Annotated in this window: 14 protein-coding genes; 13 read left to right on the forward strand and 1 reads right to left on the reverse strand. The window is 61.5% G+C overall.

From position 1 onward, the window contains the following. Positions 1 to 160: 160 nt before the first annotated feature. The 13 genes from EXW71_RS25155 to EXW71_RS25215 all read left to right on the forward strand — a co-directional run bounded on the left by EXW71_RS25155 (position 161) and on the right by EXW71_RS25215 (position 12,648). Positions 161 to 1,426 carry a glutamate-5-semialdehyde dehydrogenase gene (locus EXW71_RS25155; RefSeq protein WP_123717411.1) on the forward strand — a complete coding sequence of 422 codons (1,266 nt, stop codon included), beginning with the start codon at positions 161 to 163 and terminating at the stop codon, positions 1,424 to 1,426. Then, complete coding sequence (gene nadD / locus EXW71_RS25160; protein ID WP_123717412.1) at positions 1,426 to 2,070, forward strand: nicotinate-nucleotide adenylyltransferase; 645 nt, start codon at positions 1,426 to 1,428, stop codon at positions 2,068 to 2,070. The genes EXW71_RS25155 and nadD overlap by 1 nt, the downstream gene beginning before the upstream one ends. Before the next feature lie 69 nt (positions 2,071 to 2,139). Further along, complete coding sequence (gene rsfS / locus EXW71_RS25165; protein WP_123717413.1) at positions 2,140 to 2,634, forward strand: ribosome silencing factor; 495 nt, start codon at positions 2,140 to 2,142, stop codon at positions 2,632 to 2,634. A 9-nt stretch (positions 2,635 to 2,643) separates the two neighbouring features. Beyond that, complete coding sequence (gene rlmH / locus EXW71_RS25170) at positions 2,644 to 3,111, forward strand: 23S rRNA (pseudouridine(1915)-N(3))-methyltransferase RlmH (RefSeq protein WP_003176297.1); 468 nt, start codon at positions 2,644 to 2,646, stop codon at positions 3,109 to 3,111. A gap of 15 nt (positions 3,112 to 3,126) precedes the next feature. Next, a complete protein-coding gene (mrdA, locus tag EXW71_RS25175; protein ID WP_134660535.1) occupies positions 3,127 to 5,025 on the forward strand; it encodes a penicillin-binding protein 2 in 1,899 nt (632 codons plus the stop codon). 31 nt (positions 5,026 to 5,056) lie between these two features. Further along, a complete protein-coding gene (gene rodA / locus EXW71_RS25180; RefSeq protein WP_167659698.1) occupies positions 5,057 to 6,160 on the forward strand; it encodes a rod shape-determining protein RodA in 1,104 nt (367 codons plus the stop codon). A gap of 17 nt (positions 6,161 to 6,177) precedes the next feature. Beyond that, complete coding sequence (mltB, locus tag EXW71_RS25185) at positions 6,178 to 7,188, forward strand: lytic murein transglycosylase B (RefSeq protein WP_123717416.1); 1,011 nt, start codon at positions 6,178 to 6,180, stop codon at positions 7,186 to 7,188. Further along, a complete protein-coding gene (locus EXW71_RS25190; RefSeq protein ID WP_134660536.1) occupies positions 7,188 to 8,189 on the forward strand; it encodes a septal ring lytic transglycosylase RlpA family protein in 1,002 nt (333 codons plus the stop codon). Before mltB ends, EXW71_RS25190 begins: the two co-directional genes overlap by 1 nt. Positions 8,190 to 8,373: 184 nt before the next feature. Further along, positions 8,374 to 9,531 carry a D-alanyl-D-alanine carboxypeptidase family protein gene (locus tag EXW71_RS25195; RefSeq protein ID WP_134660537.1) on the forward strand — a complete coding sequence of 386 codons (1,158 nt, stop codon included), beginning with the start codon at positions 8,374 to 8,376 and terminating at the stop codon, positions 9,529 to 9,531. Between the two features lie 84 nt (positions 9,532 to 9,615). Continuing rightward, complete coding sequence (locus tag EXW71_RS25200) at positions 9,616 to 9,891, forward strand: DUF493 domain-containing protein (protein WP_090365645.1); 276 nt, start codon at positions 9,616 to 9,618, stop codon at positions 9,889 to 9,891. Continuing rightward, positions 9,891 to 10,538 (forward strand): lipoyl(octanoyl) transferase LipB, encoded by a 648-nt coding sequence (lipB, locus tag EXW71_RS25205; RefSeq protein WP_134660538.1) that lies wholly within the window; start codon positions 9,891 to 9,893, stop codon positions 10,536 to 10,538. Before EXW71_RS25200 ends, lipB begins: the two co-directional genes overlap by 1 nt. 26 nt (positions 10,539 to 10,564) lie before the next feature. Next, positions 10,565 to 11,566 carry a lipoyl synthase gene (gene lipA / locus EXW71_RS25210; RefSeq protein ID WP_161548486.1) on the forward strand — a complete coding sequence of 334 codons (1,002 nt, stop codon included), beginning with the start codon at positions 10,565 to 10,567 and terminating at the stop codon, positions 11,564 to 11,566. Positions 11,567 to 11,715: 149 nt separating this feature from the next. Beyond that, entirely contained in the window at positions 11,716 to 12,648 is a 933-nt protein-coding gene (locus EXW71_RS25215; protein WP_134660539.1) for an LD-carboxypeptidase, read from the forward strand. A gap of 93 nt (positions 12,649 to 12,741) precedes the next feature. Here EXW71_RS25215 and EXW71_RS25220 read toward each other — a convergent pair whose 3' ends face one another. Beyond that, positions 12,742 to 14,067, reverse strand: a complete 1,326-nt coding sequence (locus EXW71_RS25220; protein ID WP_134660540.1) for a lytic murein transglycosylase — start codon at positions 14,065 to 14,067, stop codon at positions 12,742 to 12,744. Positions 14,068 to 14,089: the final 22 nt, after the last annotated feature.

Raw genomic sequence — 14,089 nt, forward strand, 5'->3', positions numbered from 1 at the left:
ATACGGCTAAATGTGACGGAATCATAACAACTCCTGCCTTAATTACCGCTGAACCCCAGATTTTTACAGTTCATTTCGACCATCCGCCCCTCACCGCTGTCAGTCGGGCGGCGTCACAGCTATAATCTGCCGCTTTCCTCCCTGCCAAGACTCCCTGACCATGACTGAGTCCGTTCTTGACTACATGACCCGCCTGGGTCGCGCTGCCCGTCAGGCCTCGCGATTGATCGCCCGTGCGAGCACCGCGCAGAAGAATCGCGCCCTGTTGGCCGCCGCCGATGCTCTGGATGCCTCGCGCTCCGAGCTTGCCGCCGCCAACGAGCTGGACCTGGCCAACGGCCGCGCCAATGGCCTGGAGCCAGCCCTGCTGGACCGCCTGGCGCTGACGCCGGCGCGTATCGACGACATGATCGAAGGCCTGCGTCAGGTGGCCAAGCTGCCTGACCCCATCGGTGAAATCCGCGATATGCGTTACCTGCCGTCCGGCATCCAGGTGGGCAAGATGCGCGTGCCATTGGGCGTGATCGGCATCATTTATGAGTCGCGCCCGAACGTGACCATCGACGCCGCGAGCCTGTGCCTCAAGTCCGGCAATGCCACCATCCTGCGTGGCGGTTCCGAGGCAATCAATTCCAACCGCGCCATCGCCGCCTGCATTCAGCAGGGCCTGGCAGTGGCCGAGTTGCCGGCCGAAGTGGTGCAAGTGGTGGAAACCACCGACCGCGCTGCCGTTGGCGCGCTCATCACCATGCCGGAATTCGTCGACGTGATCGTGCCGCGCGGTGGCAAGAGCCTGATCGAGCGTGTCAGCCGTGATGCCAAGGTGCCAGTGATCAAGCACCTGGACGGCGTGTGCCACGTTTATATCGACATCGCTGCCGATATCGACAAGGCCATCCGCATCGCCGACAACGCCAAGACTCACCGCTACGCGCCGTGCAACACCATGGAAACCCTGCTCGTACACGCAGGCATTGCCGAGCGTGTATTGCCACCGCTGGCGGCCATCTACCGCGACAAGGGCGTGGAGCTGCGCGGTTGTGAACGCACCCGTGCCCTGCTGGGCGCGGACGTGATCGAAGCCACCGAGCTGGACTGGTACACCGAATACACTGCGCCGATCCTGTCGATCAAGCTGGTCGACGACCTGGACGAGGCCATCGAACACATCAACACCTACGGCTCCAAGCACACCGACGCCATTGTTTCCGAGCATTTCAGCGATGCCCGGCGTTTCCTCAACGAAGTGGATTCCGCCTCGGTGATGATCAACGCCTCGACGCGTTTTGCCGACGGTTTCGAGTATGGCCTGGGGGCGGAGATCGGTATTTCCACCGACAAGCTCCATGCACGCGGCCCGGTCGGGCTGGAAGGCTTGACCAGTGAGAAGTACGTGGTGTTTGGCGACGGTCATGTGCGCACTTGATGGCTAAACGCATCGGGCTGCTCGGCGGCACCTTCGACCCCGTGCACATCGGCCATTTGCGCAGTGCCCTGGAAGTGGCGGATGCCCTCGCGCTGGATGAGCTGCGCATGATGCCCAACGCACGGCCGCCTCATCGCGATACGCCGCAGGTGTCACCGCAGCAGCGCCTGGAAATGGTGCGCCTGGCGGTGGATGGCATTGCGCCGCTGGTGATGGACGACCGCGAGCTCAAGCGCGATAAACCGTCCTACACTGTGGACACCCTGGAGTTGATGCGCGCCGAGTTGGCCGCAGATGACCAGTTGTTTCTGCTTTTGGGCTGGGACGCATTTTGCGGCCTGCCCTCTTGGCATCGCTGGGAGGAACTCCTCCAGCATTGCCACATCCTGGTTTTGCAACGCCCGGATGCCGACAGCGAACCGCCGGATGCCTTGCGCAACCTGCTGGCCGCGCGGTCGGTAAGTGACCCCTCGGCCCTGACCGGGCCGAACGGGAATATTGCATTCGTCTGGCAGACCCCGCTTGCGGTGTCCGCCACCCAGATCCGTCAACTGCTGGCCAGCGGGAAGTCGGTACGTTTCCTGGTGCCTGACGCGGTCCTGGCCTACATCGATGCGCACGGGCTTTACCGTGCGTCGAACTGAAAAGGCGCGCTTGAACGTACGAACAGTCGTGCAGCAAGCGCCCGAACATACGAGCAAAACGAGTTTTATATGACGAACAAAGACGTAAGCAAAGTTAAGCGCAAAGGCACCTTCAAGAGCGCCCCGCTGCCGGAAGAGGCTCAGGTAGGCCCGGTTCCTGAAGGCGAAGCGCTGGTAGCGCTGGCCGTGGCCGCCCTGGAAGACGTGAAAGCCCAGGATATCCAGGTGCTCGACGTACGCGACAAACAAAGCATCACCGACTTCATGATCATCGCCACCGGTACTTCCAACCGCCAGATCGGCGCGATGCTGGACAAGGTACGCGAGGCCGTCAAAGCCCAGGGCGTGAAGCCGCTGGGTGAAGAAGGCAAGGGCGACAGTGACTGGGTGCTGGCTGACCTGGACACCGTGATCGTGCACATGATGACCAGCAACGCCCGCCAGTTCTACGACCTGGAGCGGCTGTGGAAAGGTGCCGAGCAAAGCCGCGCCGTCGATGGCAAGCACCACAGCCCGGAAGTGGGCCACGCACACTTCGACAAGCTCAACAAAGACCAGGAATAAGGAACGGCTGTGCGCCTGCGTCTGATCGCTGTCGGTTCACGCATGCCCAAGTGGGTGGAAGAAGGCTGGCACGAGTATGCCAAGCGTCTGCCTGCTGAGCTGTCGCTGGAACTGGTGGAAATACCGCTCAACACACGGGGCAAAAATGCCGACGTGGCTCGCTTTATCCGTCAGGAAGGCGAAGCCATGTTGGCCAAGGTCGGCCCCAACGAGCGCATCGTCACCCTCGAAGTGCACGGCAAACCCTGGAGCACCGAGCAGTTGGCGGTGGAGCTGGATCGCTGGCGCCTGGACTCGCGCACCGTCAACTTCATGGTCGGCGGCCCCGAAGGGCTGGCTCCGGAAGTCTGTGCGCGGGCCGATCAGCGCTGGTCGCTGTCGGCGTTGACGTTGCCGCACCCGTTGGTAAGGATTCTGATCGGTGAACAGCTGTATCGCGCCTGGACAGTTCTGTCCGGGCACCCTTACCACAAATAATCTGCGCCCCTCCCGATGACTCAGCCGATCCGCATCAAGGACCACGAGAAAGACGCACGTCTGGTACGCGCGCGAGTGGTGTTTGGTGCGATTCTGGTGGTGACCCTGCTGGGTGTGCTGATCGCGCGTCTGTATTTCCTGCAGGTGATCCAGTACGACTATCACTCCACGTTGTCGGAGAACAATCGGGTGCATGTGCAGCCGATCCCACCGACCCGCGGCCTGATTTTCGACCGTAATGGCGTGGTGGTGGCAGATAACCGGCCCAGCTTCAGCCTGAGCATGACCCGCGAACGTTCCGGCGACTGGCAGCAGATCCTCGATGTGATCGTCGAGGTGCTGCAACTGACGCCGGAAGACCGGGTGATTTTCGAGAAACGCATGAAGCAGGGGCGCCGACCATTCGAGCCGGTGCCGATCCTGTTTGAGCTGACCGAAGAGCAGATCGCACGGATCGCGGTGAACCAGTTCCGCCTGCCCGGTGTGGAAGTGGTGGCGCAGTTGGTGCGGCATTACCCGCAAGGGCCGCACTTTGCCCACTCCGTCGGCTATATGGGACGGATCAACGAGAAAGAGCTGAAAACCCTCGACCCGGTCAATTACAGCGGCACTCACCATATCGGCAAAACCGGCATCGAGCGTTTCTACGAGCCTGAGTTGCACGGCCAGGTGGGTTACGAGGAAGTCGAGACCAACGCCCGAGGCCGCGTGCTGCGCGTGCTCAAGCGTACCGATCCGGTGCCGGGCAAAGACATTGTGTTGAGCCTGGATATCAAGCTGCAGGAAGCGGCAGAGATGGCGCTGGGTGGCCGTCGTGGCGCCGTGGTCGCGCTGGACCCGAAGACTGGCGAAGTGCTGGCGATGGTCAGTCAGCCAAGCTTCGACCCCAACCTGTTTGTCACCGGGATCAGCTTCAAAGCCTACGCCGAGCTGCGGGACTCCATCGATCGGCCGCTGTTCAACCGCGTGCTCCGCGGCCTGTATCCGCCGGGTTCGACGATCAAACCGGCAGTGGCGATTGCCGGCCTGGACGCCGGTGTGGTGACGGCGTCTAGCCGTGTGTACGACCCCGGCTACTACATGCTGCCCAACTACGATCACAAATACCGTAACTGGAACCGCACCGGGGACGGCTATGTCGATTTGGACACTGCGATCATGCGTTCCAACGACACTTATTTTTACGACCTAGCCCACAAGCTGGGGATCGATCGCTTGTCCGCCTACATGAGCAAGTTCGGCCTTGGCCAGAAAGTCTCCCTGGACATGTTCGAAGAGTCTCCCGGCCTGATGCCGTCGCGGGAATGGAAGCGGGCGACCCGTCGCCAGGCCTGGTTCCCGGGCGAAACCCTGATCCTCGGCATCGGCCAGGGTTATATGCAGGCTACGCCATTGCAACTGGCCCAGGCTACGGCGCTGGTGGCCAACAAAGGCATCTGGAACCGCCCGCACCTGGCCAGGACCATCGAAGGCGAAAAGCCAGTGGATGAAAACCCGATCCCCGATATCGTGCTGCGCGACCCGTCCGACTGGACCAAGGTCAACCACGGCATGCAGCAGGTGATGCACGGCGCCCGCGGTACCGCGCGCAAGGCGGCAGTAGGCTCGCAATACCGCATCGCCGGCAAAAGCGGTACGGCCCAGGTGGTGGCAATCAAGCAGGGCGAGAAATACGACCGCACCAAGGTCCAGGAACGCCACCGTGACCACGCGTTGTTTGTCGGTTTCGCCCCGGCGGACGACCCGAAAATCGTGGTGGCCGTGATGGTCGAAAACGGTGAGTCCGGCTCCGGCGTTGCCGCGCCCGTGGTGCGCCAAGTGATGGACGCCTGGCTGTTGGCCGACGATGGCAGGCTCAAGCCCGAATATGGTGGCCCCCCTTCAAGTCCCGAGGTTACGGCCCGTGAAGAGTAATTTTGACCGCATCCTCTCCAGTGAAGATGTGATGCGTCGCCGTGCGACGTTGCTGCAGCGCATGCACATCGATGGGCCTTTGCTGATCCTGCTGCTGACCCTGGCCGCCGGCAGCCTGTTTGTGCTGTATTCGGCCAGCGGCAAGAACTGGGATTTGCTGATCAAACAAGCGTCCTCATTCGGCCTGGGCCTGTTGTCGATGGTGGTGATTGCCCAATTGGAGCCTCGCTTCATGGCGCGTTGGGTGCCGCTGGGCTACGTGGCCGGTGTGTTGCTGCTGGTGGTGGTGGATGTGATGGGGCACAACGCCATGGGGGCGACCCGCTGGATCAACGTTCCGGGGGTGATTCGCTTCCAGCCGTCGGAATTCATGAAGATCCTGATGCCGGCGACCATCGCCTGGTATCTGTCCAAGCGCACCTTGCCGCCACAGCTCAAGCATGTGGGCATCAGTCTGATCCTGATCGGCGTACCGTTTATCCTGATCGTGCGCCAGCCTGACCTTGGCACCTCGCTGCTGATTCTCGCGGGCGGTGCGTTCGTGCTGTTCATGGGTGGGCTGCGCTGGCGCTGGATTCTCAGCGTACTGGCCGCCGCCATCCCAGTGGCCGTGGCCATGTGGTTCTTCTTTATGCACGACTACCAGAAGCAGCGGATCCTGACGTTCCTCGATCCGGAGAGCGACCCGTTGGGCACTGGCTGGAACATCATCCAGTCCAAGGCGGCCATTGGCTCAGGTGGAGTATTTGGCAAGGGTTGGTTACTGGGCACCCAGTCGCACCTGGACTTTTTGCCGGAAAGCCATACCGACTTCATTATTGCGGTGATGGGCGAAGAGTTCGGCCTGGTGGGCATTTGCGCGCTGTTGCTGATCTATTTGCTGTTGATCGGTCGCGGGCTGGTGATTACCGCCCAGGCGCAGACGCTGTTCGGCAAGTTGCTGGCCGGCAGCCTGACCATGACTTTTTTTGTTTACGTTTTTGTCAACATCGGTATGGTCAGTGGCCTGCTGCCGGTGGTTGGGGTGCCGTTGCCATTCATTAGCTACGGCGGAACTTCGCTGGTGACATTGCTGTCAGCGTTTGGGGTTTTGATGTCGATTCACACGCATCGCAAGTGGATCGCACAGGTTTGAATAAGGTGAAGATGTCAATGCAAGTAATGCGCGGCTGGGCGACTCGGCACGCGTCCTGGATGGGCCTGATTGGGCTGCTGGGCGCGACGCAGGAGGCGCTGGCCGGTGACTACGATGGTTCACCCCAGGTCGCCGAATTTGTCGGTGAAATGACCCGCGACTACGGTTTCGCCGGCGAACAGCTGATGGGCGTGTTTCGCGAGGCCCAGCGCAAGCAGGCGATCCTCGACGCGATCTCGCGCCCCGCCGAACGCGTGAAGCAGTGGAAGGAATATCGTCCCATGTTCCTCACCGATGCCCGCGTGGCTCGTGGTGTGGACTTCTGGCGTCAGCATGAGGCCGTGCTGGCCCGTGCCGAGCAGGAATACGGTGTGCCGGCTCAAGTCATCGTTGCGATCATCGGCATTGAAACCTTTTACGGGCGCAATACCGGCAGTTACCGGGTGATCGATGCCTTGTCGACCCTGGGCTTCGATTACCCGCCACGCGCCGAGTTCTTCCGTAAGGAATTGCGCGAATTCCTGTTGCTGGCTCGCGAAGAACAGGTCGACCCGTTGACCCTCAAGGGCTCCTACGCCGGTGCAATGGGGTTGCCGCAGTTCATGCCGAGCAGCTTCCGTGCGTATGCGGTGGATTTCGACGGCGACGGCCACATCAATATCTGGAGCAACCCCGACGACGCGATCGGCAGCGTGGCCAGCTACTTCAAGCGCCATGGCTGGGTGGCCGGTGAACCGGTGGTGGTGCGCGCCGATGTGACCGGCGATCGCGCCGACGAAGGCCTGACCCAGGGCATCGAGCCCGCCAAGACGGTCGGGGAGTTGCGGGCGCTGGGCTGGTCGGGTCAGAATGCGCCACGCGATGATATGCCGGTGACGGCTTTCCGCCTGGAAGGCGAAAATGGCCCGGAATACTGGATGGGCCTGAAGAATTTCTACGCAATCACGCGTTATAACCGCAGTGTGATGTACGCCATGGCCGTGCATCAGCTGTCAGACATGCTGGTCCAAGCACGGGGCAACAAGTAATGCGGGTACCGCCGTTCAATAAACCGCTCAAGCTGGTGGCGTTCGCCGCGTTGTCATTGCTGGTTGTCAGTTGCTCATCCACGACCAGTCGCGCTCCGGCGCAGAAGGGTGGTGCTATCGTCCGCGCCCAGCCGGGCCTGGACATCAACCGCGCGCATAAAGATGGCGCGCCGTGGTGGGACGTCGACGTTTCGAAGATCCCGGACGCCACGCCAACCCTGCACACCGGTCCGTACAAGGCCAACCCCTACACTGTGCTGGGTAAAAACTACTTCCCGCTGCAGGACTCCAAGACCTACTCGCAAACCGGCACGGCGTCCTGGTACGGCACCAAGTTCCACGGTCAGAACACGGCCAATGGCGAAGTCTATGACCTGTACGGCATGAGTGCGGCCCATAAGACCTTGCCGCTGCCCAGCTATGTGCGGGTGACCAACCTGGACAACAACCGTACGGTGATCCTGCGGGTCAATGACCGTGGGCCATTCTATTCCGACCGGATCATTGACCTGTCCTACGCTGCCGCGAAAAAACTCGGTTATGCCGAAATCGGCACGGCACGGGTGAAAGTCGAAGGTATCGACCCGGCGCAATACTGGGCCCAGCGTGGCAAGCCGGCACCGTTGATGCTCAACGAACCGCAGACGCCACAGCCGCAGGTGACTGCCTCGGCCGGCAAGATCGAACAGTGGACGCCGCCGCCGGCGCAGCACGCACCGGATACCGTGGTCGTACCGCATGCGGCGCCCGGCGCTTCGATGGCGGGTGGGCAGTACCTGCAAGTGGGCGCTTTCGCCAACCCGGATGCGGCGGAACTGCTAAGGTCGAAACTCAGCGGTATGGTCAGGGCGCCGGTTTTCATCAGCTCCATCGTGCGTAACCAGCAGACACTGCACCGTGTGCGCATGGGCCCGATCGGCTCGCCGAGCGAGGTTGCGCAAGTACAGAACAGCGTGCGCCTGGCCAACCTGGGGCAACCCAGCGTGGTCACCGCAGAATAAAAGTAAGGGATTGATGGCTTGGGCCCGCGCGCGGGTTTGAGCCCTGGTTGTTTGGCTCGTTGAACAATAAAAACCCCGGGGGCAAGGGGGGGGCGGGCAACCGAACACGCGACAGCCTGGAAGCGGGCTGTCTGAATAGTTTTGCCCGCGAGGGCAAGTTTTTATAAGCAATTTCGAGAGACGGATGAACATCACCACCTTAGCCAAACGCACGTGCCTGCTTCTTTCGCTGATCATCACCCCGGCCGCCTGGGCGGTTGAGATGGTGCCGGCTTCCCCGCAACTGGCCGCCAAGGCCTGGGTCCTCATGGATGCCGCCAGCGGCAACGTGCTGGTCGAGAACAACGGTGACCAGCGCCTGCCGCCGGCCAGCCTGACCAAGCTGATGACGGCTTACATCGCGACCCTGGAAATCCGTCGCGGCCAGATCGGCGAGAACGACCCGGTTACCGTCAGCGAAAACGCCTGGCGTACCGGCGGTTCGCGGATGTTCATCAAGGTTGGCTCGCAAGTGACCGTGAGCGACCTGTTGCACGGCATCATCATCCAGTCCGGCAACGACGCCAGCGTCGCCCTGTCCGAGCACATCGCCGGCAGCGAAGACGCATTCGCCGACCTGATGAACAAGACCGCCGGCGATCTGGGCATGACCAACAGCCACTTCATGAACCCGACCGGTCTGCCGAACCCGGAGCACTATTCGTCGGCTCATGACATGGCAGTGCTGGCTCGCGCCATCATCCGTGTCGACCCGGTTCACTACGCGATCTACTCCCAGAAAGAATTCTTCTGGAACAACATCAAGCAGCCTAACCGCAACCTGTTGCTGTGGCGTGACAAGACCGTTGACGGTCTGAAAACCGGCCACACCGAAGAAGCCGGCTACTGCATGGTGTCGTCGGCGGTGCGTGATGGCCAGCGCCTGATCGCCGTGGTCTTCGGCACCAACAGCGAGCAGGCCCGTGCGGCCGAGACGCAAAAACTGCTGACTTACGGCTTCCGTTTCTTCGAGACCCAGACCTTCTACAAGAAGGGTGCCGAGCTGGCGACTGCGCCGGTGTGGAAAGGCGCAACCTCCCAGGTCAAGGCCGGCCTGGCTGAAGACCTGACCCTGACCATGCCTAAAGGCCAGCTGAAAAAGCTCGCCGCCAGCATGACCATGAACCCGCATCTGGTTGCGCCAATCGCCAAGGGCGACGTGATCGGCAAGGTCGAAGTGAAGCTGGACGATAAAGTGGTGCACAGCGCCGACTTGATCGCGCTGGATGGCGTCGACGAAGGTGGTATCTTCCGCCGCGTGTGGGATAGCATCCGTCTATTCTTCTACAGCTTGTTCAACTGATAGTGTGCACCTGCAAGGCCCCGTGTTGATCCGACACGGGGCTTTGCCCGTCGCCACGGCTTACGCTTACGAGGCCGTTACGCCATGACCGATAAAGAAGTAAAGGCGCCAAAGATCGAATTCCCAGTGACTGATTATCCAGTCAAAGTGATCAGCGATACCGGTGTAGGCAACAAAGACAAGATTCTCGAGATCGTGCGCAAACACGCGACGATCAACGACAACCGGGTGGACGAGCGTTCGAGCACCAACGGTAAGTACACCACGATCCAATTGCACATCGTTGCGACGGATCAGGACCAGCTCTACAACATCAACAGCGAACTGCGGGCCACCGGCTTCGTACACATGGTGCTGTGATGCCGCAGGTCCTGGGCTTTCGCGAGCTCGGCCGGATGGACTACGAGCCCGTATGGCATGCTATGCAGCGCTTCACCAACGAACGCGGCACCTCGGCCCCCGATGAAGTCTGGCTGGTGGAACACCCGCCGGTGTTCACCCAGGGCCAGGCCGGCAAGGCCGAACATCTGCTGCTGCCGGGTGATATTCCGGTGGTGCAGGTCGACCGAGGTGGCCAAGTGACTTACCATGGGCCCGGTCAACTGGTGGCTTACCTGTTGCTCGATGTACGCAAGCTGGGTTTCGGCGTGCGCGATCTGGTCAGCCGCATGGAGGCTTGCCTGATCGAGCTGCTCGCCAGCTACGGCGTGACTGCCGCGGCCAAGCCCGATGCACCCGGTGTGTACGTGGCGGGCGCGAAAATCGCCTCCCTGGGGTTGCGTATCCGTCATGGGTGTTCCTTTCATGGCTTGGCCCTGAACGTGGACATGGACCTGGCGCCGTTTCGCCGGATCAACCCGTGCGGTTACGCCGGGCTGGCCATGACCCAATTGAGCGAGCATGCCACACCGATTAAATTTGCCGAGGTAAGTGCCCGGCTGCGTGCGCAGCTCGTCAAACACCTCGACTATGCTGAGCAGACGACCCTTACGGGCGGAATCGACTGATTATGACTACTGATGCAGTGCAAACCATGATCCCGACGGTGGACGTTACCGAACGTCCGGCCCCGGCCCCGCGTGCCAAGGTGGAAGCCGGCGTCAAGCTGCGCGGCGCCGAGAAGGTTGCACGCATCCCGGTGAAGATCATTCCGACCACCGAACTGCCGAAGAAGCCTGACTGGATTCGCGTACGCATCCCGGTTTCGCCGGAAGTCGACCGTATCAAGTCCCTGCTGCGCAAGCACAAGCTGCACAGCGTGTGCGAAGAGGCCTCCTGCCCGAACCTGGGCGAGTGCTTCTCCGGCGGCACCGCGACCTTCATGATCATGGGTGACATCTGCACCCGTCGTTGCCCGTTCTGCGACGTCGGTCACGGCCGGCCGAAGCCATTGGACGTCAACGAGCCGGAAAGCCTGGCCATCGCCATCGCCGACCTGCGCCTCAAGTACGTGGTAATCACCTCGGTAGACCGTGACGACTTGCGCGACGGCGGTGCCCAGCACTTTGCCGACTGCATTCGTGAAATCCGCAAGCTGTCGCCGAATGTGATGCTTGAAACCCTGGTGCCCGACTACCGTGGCCGTATGGACGTAGCGCTGGAAATCACTGCTGCCGAGCCGCCGGATGTGTTCAACCACAACCTGGAAACCGTGCCACGCCTGTACAAGGCCGCACGTCCAGGTTCGGATTACCAGTGGTCGCTGACGCTGCTGCAGAAATTCAAGCAGATGATGCCGCACATTCCGACCAAATCCGGCTTGATGCTGGGCTTGGGCGAGACTGACGAAGAAGTGATCGAAGTCATGAAGCGCATGCGCGAGCACGACATCGACATGCTGACCCTGGGCCAGTACCTGCAACCGTCGCGCAGCCATTTGCCGGTACAGCGTTTCGTGCACCCGGACACCTTCGCCTGGTTCGCCGAGGAAGGGTACAAGATGGGCTTCAAGAACGTGGCTTCCGGCCCGCTGGTACGTTCCTCGTACCATGCCGATGAGCAGGCCAAACTGGTCAAGGCGAGCCTGGTTTCGTAATACAGATCTGCGTTACATAGCGGATTCGATGTGGGAGGGGGCTTGCCCTCGGTTGCGGGTTGTCAGTCGATACAAGTGCTGGCTGATCAACGCTATCGAGAACAGGCGTCCTCCCACATTTCGTTCAGCGTTCTATAGGGGATCAATGGATGGCCACTCAACACGCAGCCGCCGTACCTGCATTACGTGCCGAAGGCGTTATTGGCCTGATCGCTCCTGCCGGGCCTGCCGCGCTGGACGTGGCAAAAGCCGAGCAATGGGTGCGTGCCCGCGGCTACAGCCTGCGGATTTTCCCCGGTGTTTATGAGCGCGAGGGCTACCTGGCCGGCAGTGATGAGGTGCGCCTCAATGACCTGCACGCAGCCTTCGCCGACCCTGAAATCGATGCCATCCTCTGCCTGCGCGGCGGCTATGGCACGCCACGGCTGTTAGATCGCCTGGACTTCGACCTGCTGCGCGCCAATCCGAAGCCTTTCGTCGGCTACAGTGACATCACTGCCGTGCACTTGGCGATCAATCGCTACGCGGGTTTTGTGACGTTCCATGGTCCGCTGTTCAATGCCGACTTGCTGGGTGAGAAGCAGCAGCCTACCGAGTCGTCATTGTTCAAAATGCTGCGGGGCCAGCTGAGCGCCGGCAGCGTGCTGGCACACCCGGTGGCCTACCCGTTGACCACGGTCTCGCCTGGCATTGCCTGTGGGCGCTTGTTGGGCGGTAACCTGTCGATGATTGCGGCCGTGATGGGCACTGCTTTCGAAATTGATGCGAAAGGCATCATCCTGCTGATCGAAGACGTCAACGAACCCATCTATCGAATCGACCGACTGCTGACCCATTTGCGCCTGGCGGGCAAGTTGGCGCAAATCGCCGGTGTGCTGGTGGGGGATGTCGCGGGGGTGGATCAAGCGGCGTTGGAGCGGCTGCTAAAGCAGACCTTCGAGCCGTTGTGCATTCCGGTGTTGTCCGGCTGGCGCAGTGGGCATTGCGATCCGAACCTGACCCTGCCGATGGGCGCATGGGTGCGATTGGATGCGGGGGAGCAGCGGCTGGTGCTGGAGCAAGATGTGGTGTTTAAGCCCTGAGTTTGATGGCGTCTGCCGAACCACTATCGGGAGCAAGCCCCCTCCCACGTTGGAGAGGGCTTGCTCTGCGCTACGATAGCCTTCAAAGCCGATTCACCGGCTCTGCAATGACTCCAGCAACTTAACTGTCGGATAGCCATCCGCCGGCCAGCCCAATGATTGCTGCGCCGCCCGAATCGCCTTGCGCGTATTCGCGCCGATAATCCCGTCGGCATTACCCGCGTCATAACCCTTGGCGCTGAGCACGGTCTGCAGATCAATACGCTGGGAGCGGCTCAGCGGCAGCTCATCCTTCGGCCAGTTTCCGCGGATCACACCCGCGCCGGTAAACCGCTGCGACAACAGGCCCACCGCCAACGCGTAGGATGAAGAGTTGTTGTACTTGAGGATCGCCCGGAAGTTATCCAGCACCAGGAATGCCGGGCCTCGGTAACCGGCCGGCAGTAGCAGGGCGGCGGAGAGTTGGTCGACATTGGGCGGCATGCTGCTGCCGGCCGGTAGCTGGATTCCCAGCCTCATCCATTCGGCGACGGTCTTGCGGATACCGCCATCGGCCAGGGCGTAGTCGAAGTTGGCTGGCAATTGCTGTACTTCAAAGCCCCACGGCTGGCCGCGCTGCCAGCCGGAGCTTTGCAGGTAATGCGCGGTGGAGGCGAGGGCGTCGGCCGGGCTGTTCCAGATGTCGCGGCGACCGTCGCCGTCGAAGTCGACCGCGTGGGTGTTGTAGGTGGTCGGGATGAACTGGGTCTGGCCCATGGCGCCGGCCCAGGAGCCTTTCATCTGGTCGGCGGCGATATCGCCGTGCTGGATGATTTGCAGCGCCGCCAGCAGTTGGGCCTGGGCGAACGCCGGGCGGCGGCCTTCGTAGGCCAGGGTCGCCAGGGAGCGAATCACCGAATTGTTGCCTTGGAACTGGCCGAAGTTGCTTTCCATACCCCATACGGAGACCAGCGCTTGGCGATCAACGCCATAACGCTCCTCGATGCGTTGCAGGATGTCGGCGTATTTGATCAGCAAGGCCTGGCCGTTGCGCACACGCAGCGGCGACAGTGCGCCGTCGAGGTATTCCCACACTGGGCGGGAAAATTCCGGCTGGCTACGGTCAGCGCGGATTACCGCCATATCGGGAGTGACCCCGGCAAAGGCGTTATCGAACACAGCTGGCGTGATACCGGCCTTCAGCGCTTCAGCGCGAAACCCGGCCATCCACTCGGCAAAGGTTTGTGTCGGCTGGATATCGAGATTGTCCACCGCCAATGGGGCAACCACAGCGGGCGCTACGGCCGGCGCGGTTTGCAGTTTAGGCAGAGGCTGGGCATCTGCAGCGGTAGGTTTCTCCGCGCAGGCGACAAGCAGGATGAGGCTGGAGGCAGCGATCAATTGGCGAAGGTGCCAACGACGGGAAAGACTAGAGGGCATGCACAGGTCCAGGAATTACAGA

The sequence above is a fragment of the Pseudomonas sp. BCA17 genome (assembly GCF_004519405.1).
Lineage (GTDB): Bacteria > Pseudomonadota > Gammaproteobacteria > Pseudomonadales > Pseudomonadaceae > Aquipseudomonas.

Bases quoted from the DNA above. Each gene is read 5' to 3' on its own strand.
- lipA (WP_161548486.1), top strand. From the start codon at position 10,565: ATGATCCCGACGGTGGACGTTACCGAACGTCCGGCCCCGGCCCCGCGT.
- rsfS (WP_123717413.1), top strand. From the start codon at position 2,140: ATGACGAACAAAGACGTAAGCAAAGTTAAGCGCAAAGGCACCTTCAAG.
- EXW71_RS25220 (WP_134660540.1), bottom strand. From the start codon at position 14,067: ATGCCCTCTAGTCTTTCCCGTCGTTGGCACCTTCGCCAATTGATCGCT.
- EXW71_RS25190 (WP_134660536.1), top strand. From the start codon at position 7,188: ATGCGGGTACCGCCGTTCAATAAACCGCTCAAGCTGGTGGCGTTCGCC.
- EXW71_RS25155 (WP_123717411.1), top strand. From the start codon at position 161: ATGACTGAGTCCGTTCTTGACTACATGACCCGCCTGGGTCGCGCTGCC.
- mltB (WP_123717416.1), top strand. From the start codon at position 6,178: ATGCAAGTAATGCGCGGCTGGGCGACTCGGCACGCGTCCTGGATGGGC.
- rodA (WP_167659698.1), top strand. From the start codon at position 5,057: ATGCGTCGCCGTGCGACGTTGCTGCAGCGCATGCACATCGATGGGCCT.
- EXW71_RS25215 (WP_134660539.1), top strand. From the start codon at position 11,716: ATGGCCACTCAACACGCAGCCGCCGTACCTGCATTACGTGCCGAAGGC.
- nadD (WP_123717412.1), top strand. From the start codon at position 1,426: ATGGCTAAACGCATCGGGCTGCTCGGCGGCACCTTCGACCCCGTGCAC.
- lipB (WP_134660538.1), top strand. From the start codon at position 9,891: ATGCCGCAGGTCCTGGGCTTTCGCGAGCTCGGCCGGATGGACTACGAG.
- EXW71_RS25195 (WP_134660537.1), top strand. From the start codon at position 8,374: ATGAACATCACCACCTTAGCCAAACGCACGTGCCTGCTTCTTTCGCTG.
- EXW71_RS25200 (WP_090365645.1), top strand. From the start codon at position 9,616: ATGACCGATAAAGAAGTAAAGGCGCCAAAGATCGAATTCCCAGTGACT.
- mrdA (WP_134660535.1), top strand. From the start codon at position 3,127: ATGACTCAGCCGATCCGCATCAAGGACCACGAGAAAGACGCACGTCTG.